General features: G+C 41.2%; 23 protein-coding genes. 13 read left to right on the forward strand and 10 right to left on the reverse strand.

Features of this window, described 5'->3' with window-relative positions:
* Window positions 1-18: 18 nt before the first annotated feature.
* Complete coding sequence (locus tag PV403_RS04945) at window positions 19-1,809, forward strand: sensor histidine kinase (RefSeq protein WP_249717198.1); 1,791 nt, start codon at window positions 19-21, stop codon at window positions 1,807-1,809.
* A 58-nt stretch (window positions 1,810-1,867) separates the two neighbouring features.
* Entirely contained in the window at window positions 1,868-2,392 is a 525-nt protein-coding gene (locus PV403_RS04950) for a hypothetical protein (protein WP_249717200.1), read from the forward strand.
* Window positions 2,393-2,484: 92 nt separating this feature from the next.
* On the opposite strand, the gene PV403_RS04955 is transcribed toward PV403_RS04950, so the two are convergent.
* Both PV403_RS04955 and PV403_RS04960 read right to left on the reverse strand, forming a co-directional pair.
* Window positions 2,485-4,566, reverse strand: coding sequence for an ABC transporter ATP-binding protein (locus tag PV403_RS04955; protein WP_213532638.1), 2,082 nt, complete (start codon window positions 4,564-4,566; stop codon window positions 2,485-2,487).
* Window positions 4,567-4,581: 15 nt separating this feature from the next.
* On the reverse strand, window positions 4,582-6,327 hold the full coding sequence (locus tag PV403_RS04960) for an ABC transporter ATP-binding protein (protein ID WP_213532639.1): 1,746 nt from the start codon (window positions 6,325-6,327) through the stop codon (window positions 4,582-4,584).
* A gap of 538 nt (window positions 6,328-6,865) precedes the next feature.
* On the opposite strand from PV403_RS04960, the gene PV403_RS04965 reads away from it, so the two are divergent.
* Both PV403_RS04965 and PV403_RS04970 read left to right on the forward strand, forming a co-directional pair.
* Window positions 6,866-7,159, forward strand: coding sequence for a HesB/YadR/YfhF family protein (locus PV403_RS04965; protein ID WP_213532640.1), 294 nt, complete (start codon window positions 6,866-6,868; stop codon window positions 7,157-7,159).
* A gap of 54 nt (window positions 7,160-7,213) precedes the next feature.
* On the forward strand, window positions 7,214-7,657 hold the full coding sequence (locus PV403_RS04970) for an NUDIX domain-containing protein (protein WP_213532641.1): 444 nt from the start codon (window positions 7,214-7,216) through the stop codon (window positions 7,655-7,657).
* Window positions 7,658-7,726: 69 nt separating this feature from the next.
* Here the strand turns inward: PV403_RS04970 and PV403_RS04975 are convergent, their stop codons facing one another.
* The 3 genes from PV403_RS04975 to PV403_RS04985 form a co-directional block, all read right to left on the reverse strand.
* Window positions 7,727-8,239: an ADP-heptose synthase gene (locus tag PV403_RS04975; protein ID WP_213532642.1), complete on the reverse strand. Its 513-nt coding sequence runs from the start codon at window positions 8,237-8,239 to the stop codon at window positions 7,727-7,729.
* 152 nt (window positions 8,240-8,391) lie between these two features.
* Complete coding sequence (locus PV403_RS04980; RefSeq protein WP_213532731.1) at window positions 8,392-8,835, reverse strand: DUF441 domain-containing protein; 444 nt, start codon at window positions 8,833-8,835, stop codon at window positions 8,392-8,394.
* A 5-nt stretch (window positions 8,836-8,840) separates the two neighbouring features.
* A complete protein-coding gene (locus PV403_RS04985) occupies window positions 8,841-9,842 on the reverse strand; it encodes a YpdA family putative bacillithiol disulfide reductase (protein WP_213532643.1) in 1,002 nt (333 codons plus the stop codon).
* A gap of 186 nt (window positions 9,843-10,028) precedes the next feature.
* Here PV403_RS04985 and PV403_RS04990 point away from each other — a divergent pair, with 186 nt between their 5' ends.
* The 3 genes from PV403_RS04990 to PV403_RS05000 all read left to right on the forward strand — a co-directional run bounded on the left by PV403_RS04990 (window position 10,029) and on the right by PV403_RS05000 (window position 12,514).
* On the forward strand, window positions 10,029-10,622 hold the full coding sequence (locus PV403_RS04990) for a DUF2087 domain-containing protein (RefSeq protein WP_213532644.1): 594 nt from the start codon (window positions 10,029-10,031) through the stop codon (window positions 10,620-10,622).
* Between the two features lie 388 nt (window positions 10,623-11,010).
* Window positions 11,011-12,141, forward strand: coding sequence for a ribosome small subunit-dependent GTPase A (gene rsgA, locus PV403_RS04995; protein WP_249717202.1), 1,131 nt, complete (start codon window positions 11,011-11,013; stop codon window positions 12,139-12,141).
* 34 nt (window positions 12,142-12,175) lie between these two features.
* Window positions 12,176-12,514 carry a L,D-transpeptidase gene (locus PV403_RS05000; protein WP_213532645.1) on the forward strand — a complete coding sequence of 113 codons (339 nt, stop codon included), beginning with the start codon at window positions 12,176-12,178 and terminating at the stop codon, window positions 12,512-12,514.
* Window positions 12,515-13,268: 754 nt separating this feature from the next.
* Here the strand turns inward: PV403_RS05000 and PV403_RS05005 are convergent.
* Genes PV403_RS05005 through PV403_RS05020 form a run of 4 tightly spaced genes read right to left on the reverse strand, consistent with a single transcriptional unit; the run spans window position 13,269 to window position 15,306 of the window.
* Window positions 13,269-13,871, reverse strand: a complete 603-nt coding sequence (locus PV403_RS05005) for an ABC-2 transporter permease (RefSeq protein WP_332083736.1) — start codon at window positions 13,869-13,871, stop codon at window positions 13,269-13,271.
* Window positions 13,864-14,730, reverse strand: coding sequence for an ABC transporter ATP-binding protein (locus PV403_RS05010; protein ID WP_213532647.1), 867 nt, complete (start codon window positions 14,728-14,730; stop codon window positions 13,864-13,866). Before PV403_RS05010 ends, PV403_RS05005 begins: the two co-directional genes overlap by 8 nt.
* Window positions 14,731-14,735: 5 nt before the next feature.
* A complete protein-coding gene (locus PV403_RS05015; protein ID WP_213532648.1) occupies window positions 14,736-15,107 on the reverse strand; it encodes a GntR family transcriptional regulator in 372 nt (123 codons plus the stop codon).
* A 1-nt stretch (window position 15,108) separates the two neighbouring features.
* Window positions 15,109-15,306 (reverse strand): hypothetical protein, encoded by a 198-nt coding sequence (locus PV403_RS05020; protein WP_213532649.1) that lies wholly within the window; start codon window positions 15,304-15,306, stop codon window positions 15,109-15,111.
* Window positions 15,307-16,126: 820 nt separating this feature from the next.
* On the opposite strand from PV403_RS05020, the gene PV403_RS05025 reads away from it, so the two are divergent.
* The 4 genes from PV403_RS05025 (at window position 16,127) to PV403_RS05040 (ending at window position 18,601) form a co-directional block, all read left to right on the forward strand.
* Window positions 16,127-16,735: an RNA polymerase sigma factor gene (locus PV403_RS05025; RefSeq protein WP_332083737.1), complete on the forward strand. Its 609-nt coding sequence runs from the start codon at window positions 16,127-16,129 to the stop codon at window positions 16,733-16,735.
* Complete coding sequence (locus tag PV403_RS05030) at window positions 16,699-17,727, forward strand: DUF4367 domain-containing protein (protein ID WP_332083738.1); 1,029 nt, start codon at window positions 16,699-16,701, stop codon at window positions 17,725-17,727. Before PV403_RS05025 ends, PV403_RS05030 begins: the two co-directional genes overlap by 37 nt.
* A 50-nt stretch (window positions 17,728-17,777) precedes the next feature.
* Window positions 17,778-18,305: a GNAT family N-acetyltransferase gene (locus PV403_RS05035; protein WP_213532653.1), complete on the forward strand. Its 528-nt coding sequence runs from the start codon at window positions 17,778-17,780 to the stop codon at window positions 18,303-18,305.
* Between the two features lie 125 nt (window positions 18,306-18,430).
* Complete coding sequence (locus PV403_RS05040) at window positions 18,431-18,601, forward strand: hypothetical protein (RefSeq protein ID WP_213532654.1); 171 nt, start codon at window positions 18,431-18,433, stop codon at window positions 18,599-18,601.
* An 82-nt stretch (window positions 18,602-18,683) separates the two neighbouring features.
* On the opposite strand, the gene PV403_RS05045 is transcribed toward PV403_RS05040, so the two are convergent.
* Window positions 18,684-18,923 (reverse strand): hypothetical protein, encoded by a 240-nt coding sequence (locus PV403_RS05045; protein ID WP_191798524.1) that lies wholly within the window; start codon window positions 18,921-18,923, stop codon window positions 18,684-18,686.
* Window positions 18,924-19,323: 400 nt separating this feature from the next.
* Between PV403_RS05045 and PV403_RS05050 the strand changes: the two genes are divergently transcribed.
* Entirely contained in the window at window positions 19,324-19,644 is a 321-nt protein-coding gene (locus tag PV403_RS05050; protein WP_191798668.1) for a hypothetical protein, read from the forward strand.
* Between the two features lie 18 nt (window positions 19,645-19,662).
* Window positions 19,663-23,652, forward strand: coding sequence for a type VII secretion protein EssC (gene essC, locus PV403_RS05055; RefSeq protein ID WP_213532655.1), 3,990 nt, complete (start codon window positions 19,663-19,665; stop codon window positions 23,650-23,652).
* The last annotated feature ends 10 nt before the right edge of the window (window positions 23,653-23,662 follow it).

Raw genomic sequence — 23,662 nt, forward strand, 5'->3', positions numbered from 1 at the left:
AAGAATGAGGCTGGCTCCATGTATAAACGGATGAATCAGAGTGCGAAATTTTTACCTTTTGGCTGGAAATTATTTATTTCTTATCTCGTCTTCATTATCCTCCCGGTCGTGATCTTGGGATATACCGCTAACTCCATTCTGGTCGATTCCATGCGGACACAAACCATTACCAATCTACAGGGAACACTTGCTCAGATGAGGGATAATGTCAGCTATAAATTAAGGGATACCGAAAGAATATCAGATATGCTTTACTACGATGAGGCGCTTGCACTGAGTCTTAGGAGTTCAGAAGAAGGCTGGATCAGTTACGAGACAACATCAACGACTCTTCTTCCGAAATTTAGGCAAGCGGTTGAATCAACGAATCAAAAATTATGGTTGTCTATTTATCTGCGGGATCCGAACTTACCCGAAGTATATTATGATGCAGGACCCGTAGATTTACTAAAGGTGAAAGGTAAATATTTTGATGTATATCATATTAATCGGATTCAATTTGAGGATTGGTATCGAAGTTTCCCGCCTGAAAAGTATGGAAAGACAATGAAATGGTCTCAGGTGGATGATGACGAACAGTTTGAACGAATCTCTTTACTTCGGCGGTTGGTGAATACACTAGATCCTCTTGATTTGAAAGAAATTGGTTTTATTCGCGGCAGTATCTATCTATCTGAATTGTTTGAAAGTATGGATTATAATAAAATCGGTCCGGGAAGTATGATTGAAGTTGTCGATCAGAATGGCCAAAAAATGTACGCTTCCAGTGATCTGAATGCAGAAGATCATCCTGTCAAGCGTAATGAGAGTGCTTCAAGTGAATTGATTATCCATGAGGAGATACCCGAGCTTGACTGGACAATTACTGCCTATGTACCTCAAGGGATTTTGGAAAAAGGGGTACAGAGAGTTACACAGATTACACTCTTCATCTGCATCTTGTTTATAGTATTGATTAGTGCGGTAGCCAGCTATTTCTCTAGATATATCTCGAAAAGATTTAGTAAGCTGATCTCCGTACTTGTTATGTTTCAGCAGGGGGATTACCATAAACGGATTCATTATAAAGGAACAGATGAATTCACATTAATTGCAGATGCGCTTAATAAAATGGGGGAGCAAACGGAGCATTTAATTGAAGAAGTATATGAAACGAATCTGAAAAAGAAGCAGGCTGAACTCGAGTCGCTTCAAGCTCAGATCAATCCCCATTTTTTATATAACACGCTCTCTTCGATCAGCCGGCTAGCGAAGTTCGGAAGAGTTGAGCAGCAGCATGAAATGATTATGAATTTAGCTAAATTTTATCGTTTAACCTTAAATGACGGTCAGACCATTATTTCAATTTATAAAGAACTGGAACAGGTACAGGCTTATCTGGATATTCAGAAGGTAAAATACGGTGATCGTATGGAGGTGGATTTTGATATTGATCCTGATATATTGCGGTATGAGACAATCAAGCTGATTTTACAGCCTTTTATTGAGAATGCACTAGAGCATGCTTGGTGTGGAGATCGAATTTATATCCGGGTCACGGGTGAACAGCTCGAGGACAAGATCGTATTTCAGATCATTGATGATGGAGTTGGTATGAAGCCTCCGCATGCACAATCTTTGCTTGAAAAAGATAGAATTAAACAAAAAGGGTATGGAATATGTAATGTTCATGAACGGATTCAGTTGTCTTTTGGTGAAGAGTACGGGGTAACTATTTATAGTCAGCTGGGTATGGGAACAAATATCACCATCATCACTCCGGTGCAGAAAAAGAGCGGGATCTCACCAAAGAAATCAGATTTTGGTTGATTTTACCACAACATTCCTAGTAACATAGGCATAAGAAAGTATAAAGGAGAGACATCTTATGCATGAGCATCGGCTGCTGGATAGTGAACATTCGAAGGAATTGTTCTCTTATTACGGTTTGGCGGTATACTACTCACAAGCCCTAGAACAACAACTCGTCAATTTGCTGGTGCTAATGAAGCTGACGCAAGGAAAGATTAGCCCGGAAGAGGAACTTACGAACTTATATTATAAGAAATTAGGAAGTTCATTAGGTCAACTGGTTCATGAAATACAGCATAATTTTGATTTCTCAGAAGAGGAAAGTATCCTTTTAAATAATATATGGAAAAAACGAAATTATATCGTGCATGATTATTTTAAGGAACGAATATTAGAAACCTTCACTCCCGAAGGTCGCTCTCAGATGATTGATGAGCTTATTGAATTCAAAGACCAAGCGCAGAAGCTGGAGTATAAACTACTGCATTACACCCAAGTTCTGATTAATCAGCTTGAACTCGAAGAGGAGACGGATCAAGAGTTAACCGATGAGGAATGGGAAGACGACGATTTGGCTGATGGAGATGGAAATTCAAAATAATAGCAAAAACCCTCTTGCAAAATTGTGATTGCTCAGGAAGCAAACCGATTTTGCAAGAGGGTTTTTTATATGAGTTCGTGCATGGTTATGGTTTAATGCGGGGAAGATGTCTGCGCTAGAGCTGGATGATTCACTTGATCTGTAACAGTGGAATTAGCCAGTAGATTCCCTTGTTGCAGCTGATACATCTGATAGTATCGTCCGCCAAGAGCCATTAGCTCATCATGATTTCCTCGCTCCGCAATCTGCCCTTGGTGAAGAACTAATATCTGATCGCTACTGCGAATCGTAGAGAGACGATGGGCTATGATAAAAGTCGTTCTCCCCTTTTTCAAAACTTCCAGCGCACTTTGGATGATAGCTTCTGTTTCTGTATCGATATTTGCCGTCGCTTCATCCAGGATCAGGATGGCAGGATCATAAGCCAGTGCTCTTGCAAAAGAAATCAGTTGACGCTGCCCAGCGGATAAGGTACTTCCTTTCTCTACGACGGGTTCGTCAAAACCTTGCGGAAGATGAGAGAGTAACTGTTCAGCACCCACATCCCGAAGGGCTTTCTCAATAGTATCTCGAGAAATTTTATTATCATTTAAGCTGACATTAGAAGCAATGGTACCCGTAAAAAGATAAGGATCTTGTAGTACGATTCCCATATGTTCTCTAATCCATTGTTTAGGAATATCTTTGACATCCTGACCGTCAATCGTAATCGTGCCTTTTTGCGGATCATAAAAACGAAATAAAAGATTAATAATTGAACTTTTTCCTGATCCGGTATGACCAACTAGCGCAACCGTTTCACCTTGCTTCGCTTCAAATGATATGTTTTTGAGCACATAATCTCTGTTATAAGCGAAAGAAACGTCTTTAAATTCCACATTACCACGATATCTTGGCATAGATCCGTCCGTTACTTGTTCGCCGGTCTCATCCATGAGTTCAAAGACACGACCCGCAGACACCATCGAAGAATCCAGGTTAGCCAGCTGATTAACCATTCCTGTAACCGGCTGAAATAAACGGCTTAGTACGTCAACGAATGCGTAAAGTACACCAAGAGAGATGAGGCTTGATCCGTCTATTGAACCTGCACCAAAGTAGAGAAGAACAATGGCGAATGCGAGGTTACGAAGTACGTTTACCAGGTTATGAGTGGTGAATGCGTTTAGATTAAGCATTTTGTTCTGATGATTCATGTAATCTTCGTTTAACGCTTCGAACTCCTCATATGTTTTCTTCTGACGCCGGAATATACGAATAATGGACATCCCTTGAATAGATTCATTAATCATGGCATTAATTTCACTAAGCCTCGAACGAATAATTGTATTGTATTTGGTTGCAATTTTGCGATATAGGACCATCCACAGCACGAGTAGAGGGACAACAAACAAGGAAATGAGTCCTAGCTTTACATCTAAAATGAAGAGAGCAATATAAACCCCGATCATGGTGATGATTCCGGAGAAAAAATTAGAAAGCACAGCGACAAACAAATCTTTTACTGCTTCTGTATCATTCGTAATTCGAGAAACGACCTTCCCTGCTGGTAAATTATCAAAATAATGAACAGGAAGTCTTTGAATATGAGCGTATACATCCGTACGGAGCCTCTGAATGACTTTATTTGCTGAAGATTGCAGCCAGTACGTTTTTCCAAAATCCATAATGATTGCGATCACTAGAAACATAAAATAGAGTCCGACTAGCTTATAAATTCCTGGAAGCTCTGGCTTGTAGAAAGCGAACAGCTCATCTACAGATAAAGGAGTTGCTTGATAAGACGCGCTCTGTTCTCCACGTGTTACGGTGAGGACTCCATTATCATAAGAAGAATTCCCGCTTTCTATGGTGACGGGTTCATTTACGAGATAAAAAGAGCGTCCACTTTGCAAGATACGAATTTCTTCACCTTGTGTTTCTCCTTCATGAAATCGATCATTACGTTTATAATGCTTTCCGTGATAGGGAACAGCATCTTGACCTGGCTCTGACTCAAAGTAAGGTTGTTCGATAGAGAGAACGTGATTATCAATCATATTTTTTGCAATAAACGGAGCAGTGAGATCTGCTGCAACCCCGATCGATAACATAATAAGTGCAGCAATGAAGGTACCTTTCGATTTTAGTGCATAGGCAAATAGTCTCTTAGTTACGTTTTTTGTATAATTCATATGGAAGACACCTCCTTAAAGAGTGAGATTGGATTCGACTTGTTGACGTACGTATTGTTCTTTATACCAACCCTCTTGGTTTAGGAGTTGTTCGTGCGTACCTTGTTCTACGATTTTCCCTTGTTCAAGAACAATGATATGGTCCGCATGTTCTACGGCAGATAAACGATGGGTAGAGATAAGCGTCGTTTTGCCGGATCTCTGTTTTCGAATATTGGTTATGATTTTTGCTTCTGTACGTGCATCCACCGCTGATAAGGCATCATCGAGAATAAGAATGTCGGGATCTGAGATGAATGCCCTTGCGAGAGATACCCGCTGTTTTTGGCCTCCTGATAAAGCAATTCCTTTTTCACCAACGAGCGTTTCTAGACCATCGGAGAGCGTACCCAAATCTCCGTCAAACGCCGCGGTGCGAATCGCCTCCATGATCATTTCTTCATTAGCGTTAGGTTTACCAAACTGGATGTTTTCTCGCACTGTTTTCGAGAACAAAATCTGTTCTTGAGGGACATATCCGATCCAGCTGTGAAGTTGGTCTTTAGAAATGTCATTCATCTTGGTATCGTTAATTAGAAGATCTCCAGAACCAGAAGGATACTCATGAAGAAGTTGTTTCAGTAAAGTGGATTTCCCGCTTCCTGTTCTTCCAACCACACCAAGCGTCTGGCCTTGATGAATATCAAGGTTAATGTTGGTCAGATTGGGGACAGTAGAGGTTGGATAACGGAAGTTCAGGCCTTTCATTTGAATACGTTCAGGTGTATTTACATGTACCGGATTATTAGGATCTTGCACATCGGGGGCCACATGCAATGTTTCGTTAACACGGTCAAGGGAGGCATTACCTCGCTGCATGACATTGATCAGCTCCCCGATGGCAAACATCGGCCAGATCATCATTCCAAGATACATGTTAAAAGACACAAGTTCTCCAAGTGTAATTTCGTTTCGAAAAACAAGGTAGATTCCGAAGCCAAGACCGATAATATAACTGAGTCCAACGAATAGTCGTATGGTAGGTTCAAATAAAGCATCCATTTTAGCAACAGCTAAATTTTTCTGATATACATCATCCGTAATCTCATTAAATCGTTCTTCATCATGTCGTTCTTGTACATAGGCCCGAATAACACGTACACCTGCTACAGATTCAAGGACTTGGTCATTCATATTTCCAAAAGCATCTTGAGCAAGAGAGTAGCGCTCATGCACTTTTTTTCCATAGATCATCATGGCTATGGCTATAAAAGGAAGCGGCAGGGTAGCTGCGAGCGTGAGTTTCCAGCTGATCAGGAATCCCATTGCGAACAGTACTGTCGTCAAGTATGCCGTTGAGTCTGTTAAGGTGAGCATTCCAAATCCTGCGGTTTGAGCAACAGAGCGTAAATCGTTAGTAGCTCTTGCCATCAGATCGCCTGTGCGATTTCGTTCAAAAAATGGCGGGGTCATGCGAAGCAAGTGGCCCATGAACCTTGATCTAAGTAATTTTTCAACGAGGTTTGCTCCTCCAAATAGCTTGTGCATCCAAACATATGTAATAAAGTAGATGGCCAGAATAATACCAAGAATAAGTAAAATATACCGGGTGAGTGCGGGCCAGGTGATGGAACCGGTGACAATCTCATCGATAGCATGCCCGATCAGCCTTGGTGGAAGCAGTTCAGCGATGCCAACTAGAATTAGCAGCATCAAACCAACGATATATCGCTTTTGCTCCTGTTTAAAATACCAGCTTAAATTTTTCAGTACTGCGAACAAGGGAATCCCATCCTTTCTAAAATGAATTTCAATTTCGTTCAGCTGTTTTGTGATACGATTCAGGGTCCTAGCGCAATCTTACAAACCACAAAAAAGGCATACCGTTCGCTAAACGGTATGCCTTCCTATATTCAGGTTCATACGCAGCAAATGTCACATGCGTGAGCAGAAGTCGCTAATGATTGGATGTGAAAAACAGGTGTAAAGTCATTAGATACATTTATCACTGATCAGAATCAATTCCAATCGTATTGATGGGCTGCTCCGTATTCAGTTGTCTGGTTGTAAATAAATCATCCATAATTCTAAACATCGGAATCACCCTTTCTCAAATTGGTAATTAATTCTAGCTAAGGAATCGTCTGAAAAAAATATTACCACCTGACAAATTATATGTCAAACAATTTCAAATAAATTACATATGTTGGGTGTTTCAAAAATTGTTCTCTATTTTATACTTCATTCATGCGGCTTAAGTATGACTTGAAGGGAATCAATATGATAATATAAAAACAAACGATGAGGAGTTGACATAACGATGAGCATACACGTAACGGAAGCAGCGGCAGAATGGTACAAGAAAGAGCTTGGAATATCAGATGGCGAAGCCATTCGATTTTTTGCTCGGTACAGCTCTGGCGGAGGTCTTCATCCGGGCTTCTCACTCGGCATAGCTGTAGAACAACCAGAAGAACCGATTGAACGCACAGAGGTTTCAGGCATCACTTTCTTTATGGAAGAGCAAGACTACTGGTATTTGAAGGGTCACCGTTTGGATGTAACCTATGTGGAAGCAGAAGATGATATCTTGTACAGATACGAAACAGAATAAACAAGTTGAAGTCACTTAATTGCTTGTAGCTTATAGACAAGGAGGGAGGTCCTCGTGAATTCCAAAAAAGGAGATCTTGGGCAATTTGTAATGAAAAGATCCTTAATTGCAGTAAAAGCTGCAGTGGTCGTTTTGAACAAACAGGGTAAAATTTTGCTTCAACAGCGTGCTGACGATGGATTATGGTGCATACCTCTTGGCAACATGAAGCCTGGCGAGATATTAGAAGAGACTGCGCTACGTGAGTTATGGGAAGAAACAGGACTTAGAGCGGAGGGTATGAAGCTCGAATCACTGCTGTCTGGTCCTGAACTGAAGCGAACGTTTGCTACTGGAGACGAAGAGTATGATCTGATTGCAGTCTATTCTGCTCAAGGCCTGCTCTCTTCGGAACTAGATTACGGGGCAGTCAAAGAAGAAGGACCCTTGCGCTTTTTTGCAAAAGAGGAAACTCCAGAGCTTTGTCCAGTTACAAGTATGATGCTTTCTCGACTATAAGTACACAAAAATAGCCTCTCCTGTATCAGCAGGGGAGGCTGTTTTTATGCTGTATACCAATAAAAAAAGTCATGATTCCGTAAAGTCGTTATTTTCGACAGCATATTCAAAATCATCAATATCATAAATTTGAACAGGAACCTTTGCTTCAAGGATTCGTGAAATCCATTCGACTTGATCTGTCAGAAGCGGGGTCTTAAAACGCTGAGAGGTAAGAAGCAATTCTGTCTCGATTGGATCAAATAACTCACCTAACACTGCGGTATCGAGTGCGTTCACGATACGTATTGAAACCAGATCACTGAGCAGTATTGGTGAGCTTAGCGCCCAAGGGATCTGAAGGGCTCTCCGTATTTTTTTCTGATTGAGCGGTTCTTCAAAGTATTGAAGCATCTGACTTATTTTTTTCTTTACATGCTGATCCTCGTGTTTTGATTCCATAAGCGGATCGAGGCTCGTTTGTAATTCGTATAATTCCACCACCGTGGTATAAGGTAACAGATATTCAACAGGCGCTGATGGCGCCAGTAACTGACCATATATTGCGATCATCACGGCTTCCGTAACCAGTGTTCGTGGCATTGGGGTAATCCTCCTGCTGCTGCGATGTATTTTTCTTGTTTTTGTCAATTGTTATGAGTATACCATATATCACTTTAGCTATATAGCTTAACAACGGGGAGCATACAAAAGACCATCTCTTTGGATAAAAGAGATGGTCTAATAGTGCAGAATTAGGATTTACCAATCAGTAAGGATAAGATCCCCGCAGCAATGAGCGGACCAACAGGGACGCCTTTAAACAGAGCGACACCAAGAACGGTTCCGATAAGCAGTCCAGCCACGACGGTAGGTTGTCCACTCATCAGGCTGGCGCCGCGTCCACCAAGGTAGGCTACTAGCATACCAATAGCAATGGCAAGAAGTGACTTCCAGTTCAGAAAAGAAGAGCCTAGCGTATCCAGGCTGATCTTCCCACTGGCCAGAGGAGCCATGACGCCAATCGTAAGTATGATAATACCAATGGTCAGACCGTACTTCTCAAGCCACGGAAAAGCTTGCTGCATACCGGTTACCCGGATAAGCAGGAGAACAACCACGGCAATTGTAATGGGGGTATTACTGCTGATAATCCCGAGAGCTGCAAAGGCTAACAGCAAAAGGGAAGTGACATCCATTGTTTTCATCCTTCCTTAACCGCATCGGCAGCTTTGGATTTAATATGTTCCGCGATGAGCTTACCATGCCATCTTCCAGACTCGATAAATACTTCATTGGCATTCCGTCCCGAAGCAATAACGCCCGCTATGTAAATTCCAGGAACACTGCTCTCCATTGTTTCCGGGTTAAAGAGAGGCTTGTCCATATCTTCAGACATGGTAACCCCTATAGAGGTGAGTAACTTGCGATCTGGACGGAAGCCTGTCATGGCGAGTACAAAATCATTGGCAAGCTCGAAAGGAACGCCTTCATTTGGAGTAACCACCACGTGATTTTCATGAATTTCGGTGACTCGTGAAGAAAGATGCAGTTTTATTTTCCCTTTAGCTACCATCCCTTCAAAAATAGGACGCACCCATGGTTTGATATGCTCGGAGATACTGTTTCCACGGTAGACCATGTCAATATCTGCATCGACTCGGGCAAGTTCAAGAGCGGCATCAACGGCTGAATTGCTGCCCCCAATAATCGTAACTTTTGTGCGTGCATAAGGATGAGCTTCCCGGAAATAATGAGTTACTTTATCCATTTCTTCACCCGGAATACCGAGGTAATTAGGATGATCAAAATATCCAGTGGCAACAACCACATGTTGTGCCTCATAGATTGCGGTTTCATCTTTCCGATTCTTCGTTTTAACAAGAAAACCTCCCTCAGCAGAAGGTTCAATGGCATAAGCTTCTTCATACAAAGACATTTCTAAATCATAATGCGAAGCAACTTTACGGTAATAGGCAAGTGCTTCATAACGATAGGGTTTGTCATTAGGCGAACTGAAGGGTACATTCCCAATTTCAAGTAACTCTGCGGTACTGAAGAATTGCATATTTGTTGGATAGAGGTAGATTGACTGAACGACATTGTATTTTTCAATGATGTGTGCGGATAGGCCAAGCTTTTTACATTCAATAGCAGCAGAAAGACCGCAGGGGCCTCCTCCAATAATAATTACATCTTTTTTCATAAAGCAAATTTCCTCCTTTAATCATTATCTCTCCATACTTCATGGATAAACATAGGTATTATTATCCTATCGTATTCATCATTTGATTGCCAGTAAACAGGTGTCAGGAATATGAATTGACAATAAATTGGGATTATACTAACATCTAATTAGATAATTTTCTAAATAGCAAAGGAGGGATATTTAATGCAGCTCGATAAAATTGTGAATTACCACAAGGCACTGGCTGACCCGACAAGAATGCGTATGTTACTGCTCTTATCTCATGGGGAAATGAACGGGCAACAGCTTGCGAAGCGACTTAACTTGTCACAGCCTACCGTTACACATCACGCAGCGAAGTTAAGAGGAGCAGGCCTTATTAAAGAACGGCGAGATAAGAATACAGTATATTTCAGCTTATATCCTTACTTCATTCAGCAGCATGCCGAAGCATCCTTACACTTTATTTTTAAAGGAGAGATTGAAATGGAAGAAATGGATCAGAGCCAGAAGTTAAAGGATTCGGTAATGCGTAATTTTTTCAGTAAAGACGGTAAGCTTAGATCGATTCCTGCCCAGTATAAGAAAAAATTGATTGTGCTTCAGCATATGGTGGAGCAGCTTGATCAAGGAAAAAAATATGAAGAGAAAGAAATTAATGAATTCATTAAGACATATCATGAAGATTTTGCGACTTTGCGTCGGGAATTTATTATGCACCAGTTTATGTACCGGGAAGATGGGGTCTATGAAGTGAATCCGGTTGAAATGTGGACTCGGTGGGACCAAGTAAAATAAAATTTGACACGAAAACATATTTCAGGTAATATGTGGAAAAATGATGAAGGAGGCGATACCTATGAGTAACCATATGATGATTTTGTTAGTTGCTTGTACACATCGTCTCCCAAACGGACCACAGTTTACTAAAGAGTAGTACGTTGTATACGTAATACTTCATTTGTAAACTGCTTCAGCATCCGCAGGGGGAATATCCTGTGGATGCTTTTTTTATTGCTATATTACAATGATAGAGGGGAACGGCTATTTATGTTCTCTTTGTCATGGATTATAGAAATGAAAAGAATGTAGAACCGCAGGATGTTATTTCCTGCGGTTTTTTGTGTCTGTTTGGGGAGGTGGAAAATGACGTAAGAACGAAAAAAGTGAAAATGGAGGGTTATCTTTGAATAAGAACCGATTAGAACAGTGGGGCTGGGCAGAAGAGTGGAACAAGAAGTGGATAAAAACGATTGAATTGATGAGCGCGGAAGAAGAAGCAATTACCGCAACTTATGAACCGGCACGTATCATTGCGGATTATGGTCAGAAGTTTGGTGTTATTACAGCGGAAGGAAGCCGGTTTGCATCTCTTACCGGTAAATTTAGACAAAGGCAAGAGGCAGGTGGAATGAAACCCGGTGTCGGCGATTTTATTGTGATTACTTCTCATGGAGCACAAGATGATGTGAAGGTGCATGCGGTTTTGGAACGAAGCAGTATCATTGCTAGACAGGCTGCTGGAAATGAGACAAAAGAACAAATTATTGCTACGAATGTGAACACCTTATTCATCGTGTGTGCACTAAATAAAGACTACAATGTAAGACGGTTAGAAAGATACCTAATTCTAGCCTGGAACAGCGGGGCAAATCCCGTTATTGTGCTTAGTAAAAGTGATTTAAATGATGCTGTAGCATTTAGGCTTGCAGAGACAGAAGAAATTGCGCCCGGCGTCCCCGTGATTGCGGTATCTGCAAAACTTGGCATAGGTAAAGATCTTCTTGATCAATATGCCTGTCATGGACAGACGGTAGCGCTTATCGGATCATCTGGTTCTGGTAAATCTACGATTATTAATTGGCTTACAGGTCAGGAGGAACAAATCACACAAGAGGTGCGTGAAGATGACAGCAGAGGAAGACACACGACAACGCATCGCGAATTATTCCTATTACCGGATGGCGGAGTTATCATCGATACACCTGGTATGAGGGAATTGTCGATCTGGGATGATGGTGACGGGATAGCACGCACATTTGATGATATAGAACAATGGGCCAAACATTGCTATTTCGATGACTGTCAGCATGGGAGAGAAAAAGGCTGTGCTGTAAGAGAAGCAATAGAAACAGGAACGGTGGATGCAAGTCGGTTAACGAATTATCACAAAATGCAGCGTGAGATTGCTTATCAACAGCGGAAAGAAGCGGAAGCTGCTAAAAGGAATAGTAAATTCACAAAAAATGCTCCACGGCGTAAAAAAAGAGGTGAGTGGCGCACTGAAGTAGAAGAGGATTTAGGAGCCTCAAAATAAAGAGATGCATACGATAGGGCAGGAGGAGTTGCACATGCCAAATTATCGTATCATTGTGGACCAAAGTGATCATATGCTTTATCTGCTAGATAATGATGTTGTTGTGAAGGGGTATCCAGTAGCAATTGGAGCGATGGTTACACAAACGCCCGTAGGTGATTTTACAATTGTGAATAGACAAGCGAATCCTGGCGGCCCATTTGGGGCATATTGGCTTGGTTTATCGAAAGCACATTATGGTATTCATGGGACCAATAACCCCTCATCAATTGGTCATAATGTATCTCATGGATGCATCCGCATGTATAACGAAGATGTACTTGATCTTGCTAGTAAGGTAACGGTGGGCACTAGAGTTACGATTCGTCCTTGATGTTTTCTTAATCAGTTGCTAACGCGTAAGTGGTTATTCTGTGCTTAATGTTTCTGTAGTGGTGACGGGAAACGTTCCTTCCGTGCTCAGCGTAACTGTAGTGTGACGGGAAACGGTCCTTCCGTGCTCATGCTCCACTTGTTTTGTCTGGACGTATGTAGATTCGAAGAAGTAAGGGTCCAGCCAAAGCCAAAAGTCGCTATGATCTCGGAATGATCTTATTCCCTAAAGTAACGTTGTAGGGTAAAGCAGCGCAAAGCTTCCTCTCCACGTGAGGGAGGGGTAAAGGACGTCGCTGTTTCCCTGGGGTAAACAGCGAGTCGTAGAAGAAAGAGGGGAGGCAGGCTAGTAAATAGCTGCCTTTTATTTGTTATGTGAATAAGAAGATAGTGGGTAAATGGCAATGGAGCTAAGGACAGATAACCCATGCTCAGTGTTACTGTTGTGCGTCGGGAAACGTTTCTTCCGCGCTCATGCTCCGCTTGTTTTGTCTGGACGTAAGTAGATTCGGAGAAGTGGGGTCCAGTCAAAGCGAAAAGTCGCAATGATCTCGGAATGATCTTATTCCCTAGAGTCACGTTGTGGGGTTGAAATGGGTAAAGCTTCCTCTCCACGAGAGGGAGGGGTAAAGGACGTCGCTGTTTCCCTGGGGTAAACAGCGAGTCATAGAAGAAAGAGGGGAGGCAGACTAGTAAATGATAATCTTGAGAAGCATACACAATTAAAGTACAAATACGGAAATCTACTTATGCATTTAGAACGCTTTTCGTTGGTAAATGACCGTTGTAATGCTCCATGAGACCGCGTAAAGGAGCACGATCACACTTGCCACTCCCATATACAAAGCTGGGGTAGATAAGCTGACGATAAAGTCGGTAATGGTTGGTAATTGTTCAGCTAAAAACGTTACAAGAGGCGGCGCGGCGCCTGTTAAGACAATAAATGTAATGAGAACAACTGCTGTGATACTGCCTCTGAATATATAAAATAAAGGGAATGTTAGCGCCACAAAAGCTAAGAATAAGCTACTACCAATTGCAACATCAGTAATCGTAAAAGGCTTATCTAAGATAAATAAAGCTATACTTGTAACTCCAATGGATAAGCTCATATAAACAATCGCACCTAGATAGCGGGATGCAATAATTTGCTTACGTGTATACGGCAAAGAATTTAGCAAAATATTCGTCTCTGCTTTCTCATCGTAGGCATATGCGTTAAAGGGGATAAAGATACTTGCAACTAGAAAAATTAACGCTGGATCTGAGTTCATTACGATAAAAAATAAGATAAAAGGCATAAAAACGAATAACTGTCTTTTCTGTAGGATGGCATCACGTCTAATTAAATTAAACATAGCTTTTACTTCCTTTCATGTAATACATGATGTCTTCCAAAGATGCTCTTTCTATGACAACCGAATCCCCAAATATGTTTTTCACTGCTTTAATGTTATCCGTTAATGCCTCAAATCCAGTTGGGGCAGAATGCACATGGACAAAGGCTTTTTCCGTGTCTCGATCTAACAAATCCATGCCGCCTTTCACAAGCGCATAATTTTCAGCAATATCAATAATGGATTTATTAAATACCAATTCTCCGTTATGTATAAACGTAATATAATCTGCGATACGATCTAAATCTGTGGTAATATGCGTTGAAAAGAAAAGAGTACGACTACTATCTATCATTATTTCTTGTAAAAGATCCAGCAGTTCTCGTCTGAAAATAGGGTCTAAGCCTGCTGTTGGTTCGTCCATTATGATTAGCTCTGCATGATGGGACAGAGCAATCGCCAATGATGCCTTCATTTGCATCCCCTTGGAAAAAGTCTTTATCGCTTTATTAAGTGGTAAATTGAATTGCTCTACATATTGATAAAACAAGGTATCATCCCAGTTTTTATAAGCAGGACCAACAATGCGCTTGATATCTTTTAAGTTCAGCCCTTCAAAAAACACATTGCCATCGTATACAAATCCAATGCGCTCCTTGATGGCCTTCTCATGTGCCTTGTAGTCTAACCCAAAAATCTTAACTTCCCCATCATCTGGTTTTAATAAATTCATGATCATTTTGATCGTTGTCGACTTACCGGCACCATTTGCGCCGATAAAGCCCGTTACAAAGCCTTGTTTCACCTGCAAATTCATATTTTTAACGGAAAAACCTTTAAAATTTTTCGAGACATTTGTTAATTCAACGGTATTTTCCACACATTTCACTCCTCATATAAAATCTTCAATAATTGTTGTAATTCATCTAGAGATAGTCCAATTTCTTTACTATTCATGATGACTGCACTCAGCTGATCCTCGATCGCCGTAAGCTTGCGTTCTCGAATAACTTCTAAATTTTGTTCAGCGACAAAAGAACCTTTGCCGACAATGGAATATATAAAGCCTGCCTTTTCCAATTCCTCGTAGGCGCGTTTTGTTGTGATCACACTAATGTGTAAATCCTTTGCGAGTTGGCGCATCGAAGGTAACGCAGCCCCATCCTTTAAATCACCTGATAAAATAGACGATTTAATTTGATTCATGATTTGTTCATAAATCGGCTCTTTCGAACTATTAGCAAGAATTATTTGCATGTTAATCCCTCTTCTTTGTTTTTACAGAACTGCTTTTTCTAACTTTAGATAATCCATATACACTAATGAATATTACAAATAATAAAAATACGATTATATTCGTTGTTGGATCGTTAATTTTTGGTATCGCATCCTGAAACGCCTTTAAAAGAACGACTAATACGACAAAAATAACGCCTTTAATAGAGACATGTTTCATTATTCCTTTCCTCCTCAATGTTTGCTGGAAAGCGAAATATGTATCCGCCTTTCTAAATATTGTATATATACGGTAGTTGCATTATATTCAATTATATATCCTCATGCAACTCTTTTTATACATATATTCCCTTTTAAAAGTAGTGCAGAGAATTGTGGTTTTATATGTGTTGGGAGACGTTCCTTCCGTGCTCAGCGTTACTGTAGTAGTGTCGGGAAACGGTCCTTCCGTGCTCATGCTCCACTTGTTTTGTCTGGACGTAAGTAGACTCGAAGAAGTAAGGGTCCAGCCAAAGCCAAAAGTCGCAATGATCTCGGAATGATCTTATTCCCTGAAGTCACGTTGTAGGGAGGCGTAGGAAAACGGGGATATCGTGCTCAGCGTTACTGTTGTGCGTGGGGAAACGTTCCTTCCGTGCTCATGCTCCGCTTGTTTTGTCTGGACGTAAGTAAACTCGAAGAAGTAACGGTCCAGCCAAAGCCAAAAGTCGCAATGATCTCGGAATGATCTTATTCTCTGGAGTCACGTTGTCGGGAAGCGTAGGAAAACGGGGATATCGTGCTCAGCGTAACTGTAGTGTGACGGGAAACGTTCCTTCCGTGCTCATGCTCCGCTTGTTTTGTCTGGACGTAAGTAGATCGAAGAAGTAGGGGTCCAGCCAAAGCCAAAAGTCGCAATGATCTCGGAATGATCTTATTCCCTAGAGTCACGCTGTGGGATTAGACCGGACTTTTCTTTATTTGAAATTGTCCCTTTTTTGGGTGCTCATGTGTTCTAACTTTATAGAGTGAAAATAGTAGAGATTGAGAGGAGGGGGAATATGGATGAATACCATGAACAAACTGCAGACAATCAAGTACTTCGTGCAATTAACCGAGTACGAGAAGGAGATAGCGAGGCCTATCTATCTATTGTTGAAATATATCAACAGAGAATATTTATGTATTGTTGGCGATTACTCGGAAACCGGGAAGATGCGGAGGATGCTGTTCAAGAGATTTTAATGAAAGCATATCAAAATCTGAAGGACTATCGTGATGAGGCACATTTTCAGTCTTGGTTATACACGGTTGCCTACCATCACTGTTTGAATGTCATCAGAAGGGTTCGTTTTCTACACCGGATCGCACCTTTGTTTAGAAGCGAGAAAAATCTCACGGACAGTCCTGAGCAGGAACTTGAAAAATGGATATTCAGCGAACCGCTCGAAAAGGCACTTCATAAACTATCGGCAGATGAAAGGAACATCGTCATTCTGCATATTTTTGAAGAAAAGAGTTTTAATGAGATTTCTGCTATTGTGAACAAGTCAATGGAATCAGTGAAGAAGAAATATAGTCGATCAAGACAGAAGCTTAAGAAATGGATAGAGGAAAGTGAGGGGGAAATTGAATGGAAAGTCGCGCAGACCATTTGGAAAAGAAGCTGAGAACCTACGAAAAAAGAATAGATTATAAGATTGATGTGCGTTCTCAGGTTATGAATCAAATCAGCGAAGGCGCAGTCTCTACCAACCGCTCAAGAACAAAATTCACAATTCCTAGGCAGAGAGCATCGAGAGCCATCTTATCTACTTTTGGTGCTTTCCTGATCGTTATTTTCCTGTCCTTTACCGCTTATGCTGCAACTGAGTTTTTACAGCTTCGTGCAAAGGATGGAAAAATACTGCTTGAGACGATGGCTCCCTGGGATCGAAATGATAAAGTAGAACAATTGCATAAGTTATCTTCTCCATACGAGAGTCAAGCATTACGCTCCGTTCTTCCGGGTCAACATATTGCTTATTACATAAAGGACGATACGATTAACCATTTGATAAGTGAAGTTAATCCTGACAGGGGATTGCTCGGTTTTCAAGGAAATCAGATCGAATATTATACTCTGCCTACTTTAGAGCTAGAAGCGGAGAAGTTGAACTCTCCAATAACTCATATTCCAAGTTCAATTGCGGGGGGGTACTCATTTAATTCTGGCGGAATTTATTTAGATATGCCAAAATTATACAATACGGACGGTACTCCGAATGAGAGGTATTTACAGATTCAAACTGCTTTGATCGAGGAAGCGAAAGCGGATCAAACAGACAAAAAATTATTCATAGAGACACTGGAATCTGAACAGCTAAGATCAATTTACTTACATTATAGGAAGGGGAAAAATATAGAGGATTATGTAACGGTCCTGGCTTCTTTTACGGATGGAGTTAAACAAGAGGTACAGCAAGAAGCAGGGATGACTACCGAAAAAGGTCTAGTCAATGGAAAAGAGATTCTTTACTTGAAGTACGAAGGGGACAACCCCCATCAAGTGATCAAATGGATCGATGAAACGTCAGGGGCTTATTATCATATACATGACACGAAGAAAAGTAAGCTCAGTAAGCAAGATTTCTTGAAAATCGCGGAGAAATTCGTACATTAATTCGTTTTGGTTACATAAATACCCATTAAGATCAGGAAGGAAAGAAGAAGATGAGAATCCGCTCAGCTATACAATCAGATGCTGTTCAAATTGCTGAAGTTCATGTGAACAGTTGGAGAACAACGTATAAAGGAATCGTTCCAGATTCGTATCTAGATAACTTATCTGTTGCAAAACGCACTTTACTATGGGAAAAGCAGCTAGATGGAGGAAACGAAGGGAGTAAAATATTTGTTGCTGAAAACGAGGCTGGTCAGATTGTAGGCTTTGTGAGTGGAGGACTCAATCGACTGGAAAGTATGCCTTTTGATAGTGAAATCTATGCTATCTATTTGCTCGAAGAATATCAAAGACAGGGCATCGGAGAACTACTCATGTCTTCAATCACAAGTTTTCTAACAGATCAAGGGTATAAATCCACCTATTTGTGGGCTCTAGAGGACAATCGCTATCGGTCTTTCTATGAAAAACTTGGAGGAGTCCTTACAGGCCGCGAAGAGATAGAGATCGGCAGTGTAAAACTCGGGGAAATTGCTTTTGGATGGGATCATCTGGATCGTTTAACAACACAGAAATAAAAATAAAGCAAAACGTAGAGTAATTGTTTCAACTATGTAAATATATGGGTAATTCTGATGTACTGGAACATCACGTATCTTGCAGTCACTTGGGATATACCAAATGAAGAAGGAGGCTGTCACGTATGTCCAACTCCATAGACCGTTTTATAATAAGGAAATTAAATAGCTGCGAAGAAGAACATACGAAAGAGCATCTTTTAGAGCTGTTTATGATTCGAATTGAGATGGCAGAACAAATGGAGGAGCTGATGAGTCGGCGTAAATCAGTATTTGCATATCATTATGTATGTTAATGAAAAGGTGCTGCCTGAGGACTTCTAATCGGAGAGGTCCTCTTTTCTTTGGGCAACTCTCTACAGAGAAAAGCACCACCCCTTAATAAAGGGATAGTGCGAGTGTGTCATTCTCACTGATGCTGTGCAAAATAGCCTCACTACCAATAATCTCGATACTAATCAGCGTATTTAAACATTTCTGTAATGCACGTTTACCGTGGTTAATCTTTGTTTCTAAAGCACTGCTAAGAAGTTTTAATGTCTTTTGAACAGGTTGTTTGTTTTCTGTGTTAAAGTAAACCGGGATTTTTTTGTCTTGAAAAAAGATTAATGTTCTCATTGAAATCACCTCAACTAGATTACTAGAGTTATTTCATATTGCTAATACTATATTCCGTTGCTTAAAATTACCTTAAAATAAGCTTATGTAAACATAAAGAACACCAATGTTTGCAAAGTGTTCACAATTTGGTTGTGAGCAACTAATGATTTCCATTGTAGAACATTTAAAAAACATGTCGATAAATGTTCTTTTTAAAAATAAAAATTGGAAATAAGTAAGTCAATAGTAATAGATTCCCGTGTTGAAACTAGGTATTTAGCTTTAAAAATGAAATCATAACATTGCAATTAAGTATCTTCTGTAAGAAAATATGATAGATTATAGGATGAGCTTAGTCGTAAATACAGGTGAAATATGATTTAGGACGATGGACATAGTCAAAAAGGGTGTGAATGGAATGATTCTCACAGTGGTACAAGGCAGACAGGGGACAGAGTGGCTTGACTTAGAAGTTCCGGATGAAAGCACCATTCAATATGTGAAATCAGTGCTGGCTGTTCGAATTTTTAATGAGCCTCCACAAGATCATGTTCAATATATAGTAGAAGCTAAATTTCCAGGTTCCCATTGGTTTGTGTTGCCGGATACGAAGCTGCTGTCTGAAACCGGGCTTCGAGAAGGAAGTTATGTTCGATTACAAAAAACGTTCTCTACAACAGATAAAGAGGCACCCGTTATTGGCAAACGTCTTTTATTTCAAACAGGATCTCATACATAGCCAAGAGGAGGAACTTTGATGAATATTATGTACCAGCGTTCCCCCCGTATGAAAGAAGTGCTCAAAAAAGAAACCGTGGAGATTTTACGTCCTCCGGTTGAACCGAATAAACCGACCTTTTCTCTCATTTCTATTATTATACCGATCGTAATGACCGCCGTTACGGTTAGTTTGTATTTCTATTTAAGTAAGTCAGGGAAACTCAGTAACAGCAGTTATATGACAATTCAGATGGTTATGATGTCGATGATGCTGATGACCTATACGATTCCATTTTTCGTATATTTAGGTAATAAGAAGGACTATAAGCGAAAGATTGAAGAGCGAGATCAGATGTATAGATCTGAACTTCAGAAACATCGGGATGAGCTTACACGGGAAGCCGAGCTTCAGGTACAGATAATGCATGAAATTCATGGTGACCCTGAAGTTTGCAGTCAAATCGTAAAGAACAAGCACAGTTCCCTATGGGAACGGTCTCCAGAAGATGATGATTTCTTACAAGTACGTGCAGGAACCGGAGAGGTTCCGTTTCGTATTTCTGTAGTACCGCCTAGACAAGACGGATATGAGAAAGAACCGCTGATTGAGGCAGCACATGAACTGGCAGAGGATTTTCGTATGGTAAAAGACGCATCCATTGTTCTTCCTATCTATGAATCAAAAGTGGTAGGAATTGTCGGCGATCGAGAAGATGTCTTGTCTATGCTTCGGGTAATTGTTACGCAGCTGACCACAAGACACTCTCCTGATGAAATGAAGCTTGCTGCTTTTTATGAAGACAAAGAGGCAGATGAATGGGAATGGATGCGCTGGTTTCCTCATTTTTGGGATGATGAACGTGATCAGAGGTATATGGCTGACAGGCACAGCGGAGTGCACCAGTTAGCCGACCATCTATATACGTTACTTCATCGCCGTAAAATGACTCGAAAAGAAAGAGGAAAGAAAAGTCCGGATCTTCCTTGCTACGTGGTGTTGTTGTCAGAAAGAGACATCATTGAAGAGGAACCTTTACTTCCCCTCATTCTAGAAGATGCTGAGGCGGTCACTACATGTACTATCATTCTTGCCTCACGTAAAGAATATCTGCCTATGCATTGTCAGCTTGTGGTTGAAGCAAGAAAAAAAGAAGGAAGTTATTCCAAAAAAACGGAGCAGGCAGACGTCATTCATGGATCATTTGTTCCTGATCGAATGACTAGAGAAGAAGCAGAGATTAGTGCAAGGCACTTAGCGCCGCTTCGATTAAAACGTTCATCGGCCTCTGATATTCCGCCGCTGCTTCCACTTTTTGATATGCTGGAAGTTTCGAGAGTCGAGCAGCTAAATGTGGAATCCAGATGGGCTGGAAATCGTCATCCGAATACTCTGCCTGTTCCTATGGGAGTGCGCGCAGGCGGAAAACGCGTATATATTAATTTACATGATAAAATAGAGAGACAAGGCCATGGTCCTCATGGACTTATCGCAGGAACAACAGGTTCAGGGAAGAGTGAGGTTATTCAATCGATTGTAGCTTCGCTTGCTTCTGAGTTCCATCCGCATGATCTGGCATTTATGCTAATTGACTATAAAGGCGGAGGAATGTCTAACACATTCAATAACTTGCCTCATGTGGTAGGTACAATTACGAATCTTGATCAATCATTAATGGAAAGAGCTAAAATTTCACTGCGAGCAGAGCTTGTTAGAAGACAAAAGCTTCTGAGTGGCGCAGGGAATTTACAACATATTGATGAGTATTATAAATGGCTTGACTCACACCATGCAGAGCCCCTGCCGCATCTCGTCATTATTATTGATGAATTTGCTCAGCTGAAGAGAGAACAGCCTGAATTTATGGATGAACTAATCAGTATTGCTGCGATCGGCAGAACCTTGGGCGTCCATCTAATCCTAGCTACTCAGAAACCAGCAGGTGTCGTCGATGATAAAATATGGAGTAACTCAAGGTTCCGCATTTGTCTGCGAGTACAAAGTGAAGGCGATAGCCGGGATATGATAAAAATACCGAATGCAGCCTGGATTACAAAGCCCGGACGCGGCTATTTTCAGGTCGGTAGTGATGAAGTATTTGAGGAAATGCAGTTTGCTTGGAGCGGAGCACCTTACACATCCAGTGAGGAAGACAGTGCTTCGTCCCTTCCGCTGATGGAAGTAAGGCTAAATGGCAAAAGGGAACCTTTGCTGACGGGAGAACGTGTAACGATGATGAAATCAGAGGGTTCTTCTAAACAGCTCCAGGTATTTATAGATTACATTGCAGAAATTGCTGAAAAGCAGGGAATTAAAAGGTTACAGGGGCCTTGGCTTCCCCCTTTGCCTGAACTGATCGAACTTCAAGAGATTACATCTCAAGGATCTATGACCTTGGATCAGGCACACGAAGGAATGTCATGGGAGCCGGTTGTAGGGTTACTGGATGATCTGCCAAATCAAAAACAGGTACCGCTGCGAATTTCACTTCATTCTGGACATTATGCAATTTACGGTATGCCGGGCCTCGGGAAAACAACATTTGTTCAAACTCTCCTGATGTCACTTGCCGAAGATAACGACAGTCCATGGCACGGATATGTCATTGACATGGGCCGCATGATGAGAGAGTTCAAAAACTTACCTCAGATCGGCGGTGTAATGACTGCAGAGGATGATGATCGGATTAAACGTTTATTCCGTTACTTGTCCAAAGTATTTATGCAAAGAAGAGAGATGATCGCAGATGCTGGTGTCAAAACCATCTCTGCTTTCCGTAGAGGAACGGGGCAAAGAATCCCGCAAGTTCTTGTTGTTATCGATGGATATTTATCTTTCCGCAACTCTTATCCTGATGAGAATGAACAACTTGAGATTCTGCTAAGAGAAGGAGCAAGCCTAGGTATTACATTTGTAATTACTGCGAATCGGATCACAGACATTTTTGAAAAAGTAAGAAGCAATATTTCGAATGCGATTTCTTTTGAAATGGCAGATCCAAGTGATTATTACTATGCAGTGGGAAGACCTTCACGGGTGCCGGTTGGTTATCCGCCAGGCAGAGCACTAGTTAAAGGACAAACCCCGCCGTTAGAATTTCAAGTAGCTCTTCCTGTTAGAGGAAGAGAGGAATCAGAGCGGGCAGAACAGCTTAAATTGCGTATTCAAAAAATCAATAATCAGTATTTGGGGCCGGAGGTTCCACAAATTGAACCGCTGCCTGAGGTAGTAACGCTCTCGGAGCTTCTTACTGAAGAAGATAGACTGCAAGAGGAAACGGCTATTTATAAAGTCCCTGTGGGACTTATGACAGACGATCTTTCCTTGTTTCATATCAGCCTTAGAGAAGGACCGCACTTTATGGTGGCAAGTCCCATGGAAGGCGGTAAATCCAGCTTTTTAATGACTTGGATGTTATCTCTTGCCTATCATCATTCGCCTGAACAGTTAAATATGTATACAATTGATACAAGGTATGGAGAGCACGGACTAGGTCAACTAAAGGATCTGCCGCATGTTTATAAACACGCGGCAAGGGAAGAGGAACTTGCTCCTCTCATTCAAGAGGTATATGAGAGAGTGATGAAACTATCTTCTGATACTTGTGGACCTGAGATCGTCTTGTTCATTGATGATGCGGATACTTTAGCAAAACAGATGAATGATTTTACAATGAAAGATCAGCTTGGTGTGATTGTAAGACAGGGAAGAGACAGAGGTGTACATGTCGTACTGGCAGGTGTGGCTTCTGACTTTCCGACCTTTGGAGCGGATTGGGTAACGGATGTGAAAGCATCGCAGAGTGGATTATTATTTGGTACGCTTGACCCTAATGATTTATCCTCCTTCCGTATACCTTATTCCGAATCGAGTGCGGCATCGAATGGTCTAAAAGTCCTTCCGCCGGGCCAAGGGTACTATGTCAAGCGAAGGTTTTCTAGGATTAAAGCTGCTCTGCCATGGAATAACACCAAAGAATGTGCTGAATGGATTAAAAAAATTCGTGACCGATGGCATGTTGTAGTTTGAAGGGAGGTGG

Origin of the sequence: Paenibacillus sp. GYB006, from assembly GCF_036577645.1 — a bacterium.
Taxonomy (GTDB): Bacteria; Bacillota; Bacilli; order Paenibacillales; family Paenibacillaceae; genus Paenibacillus.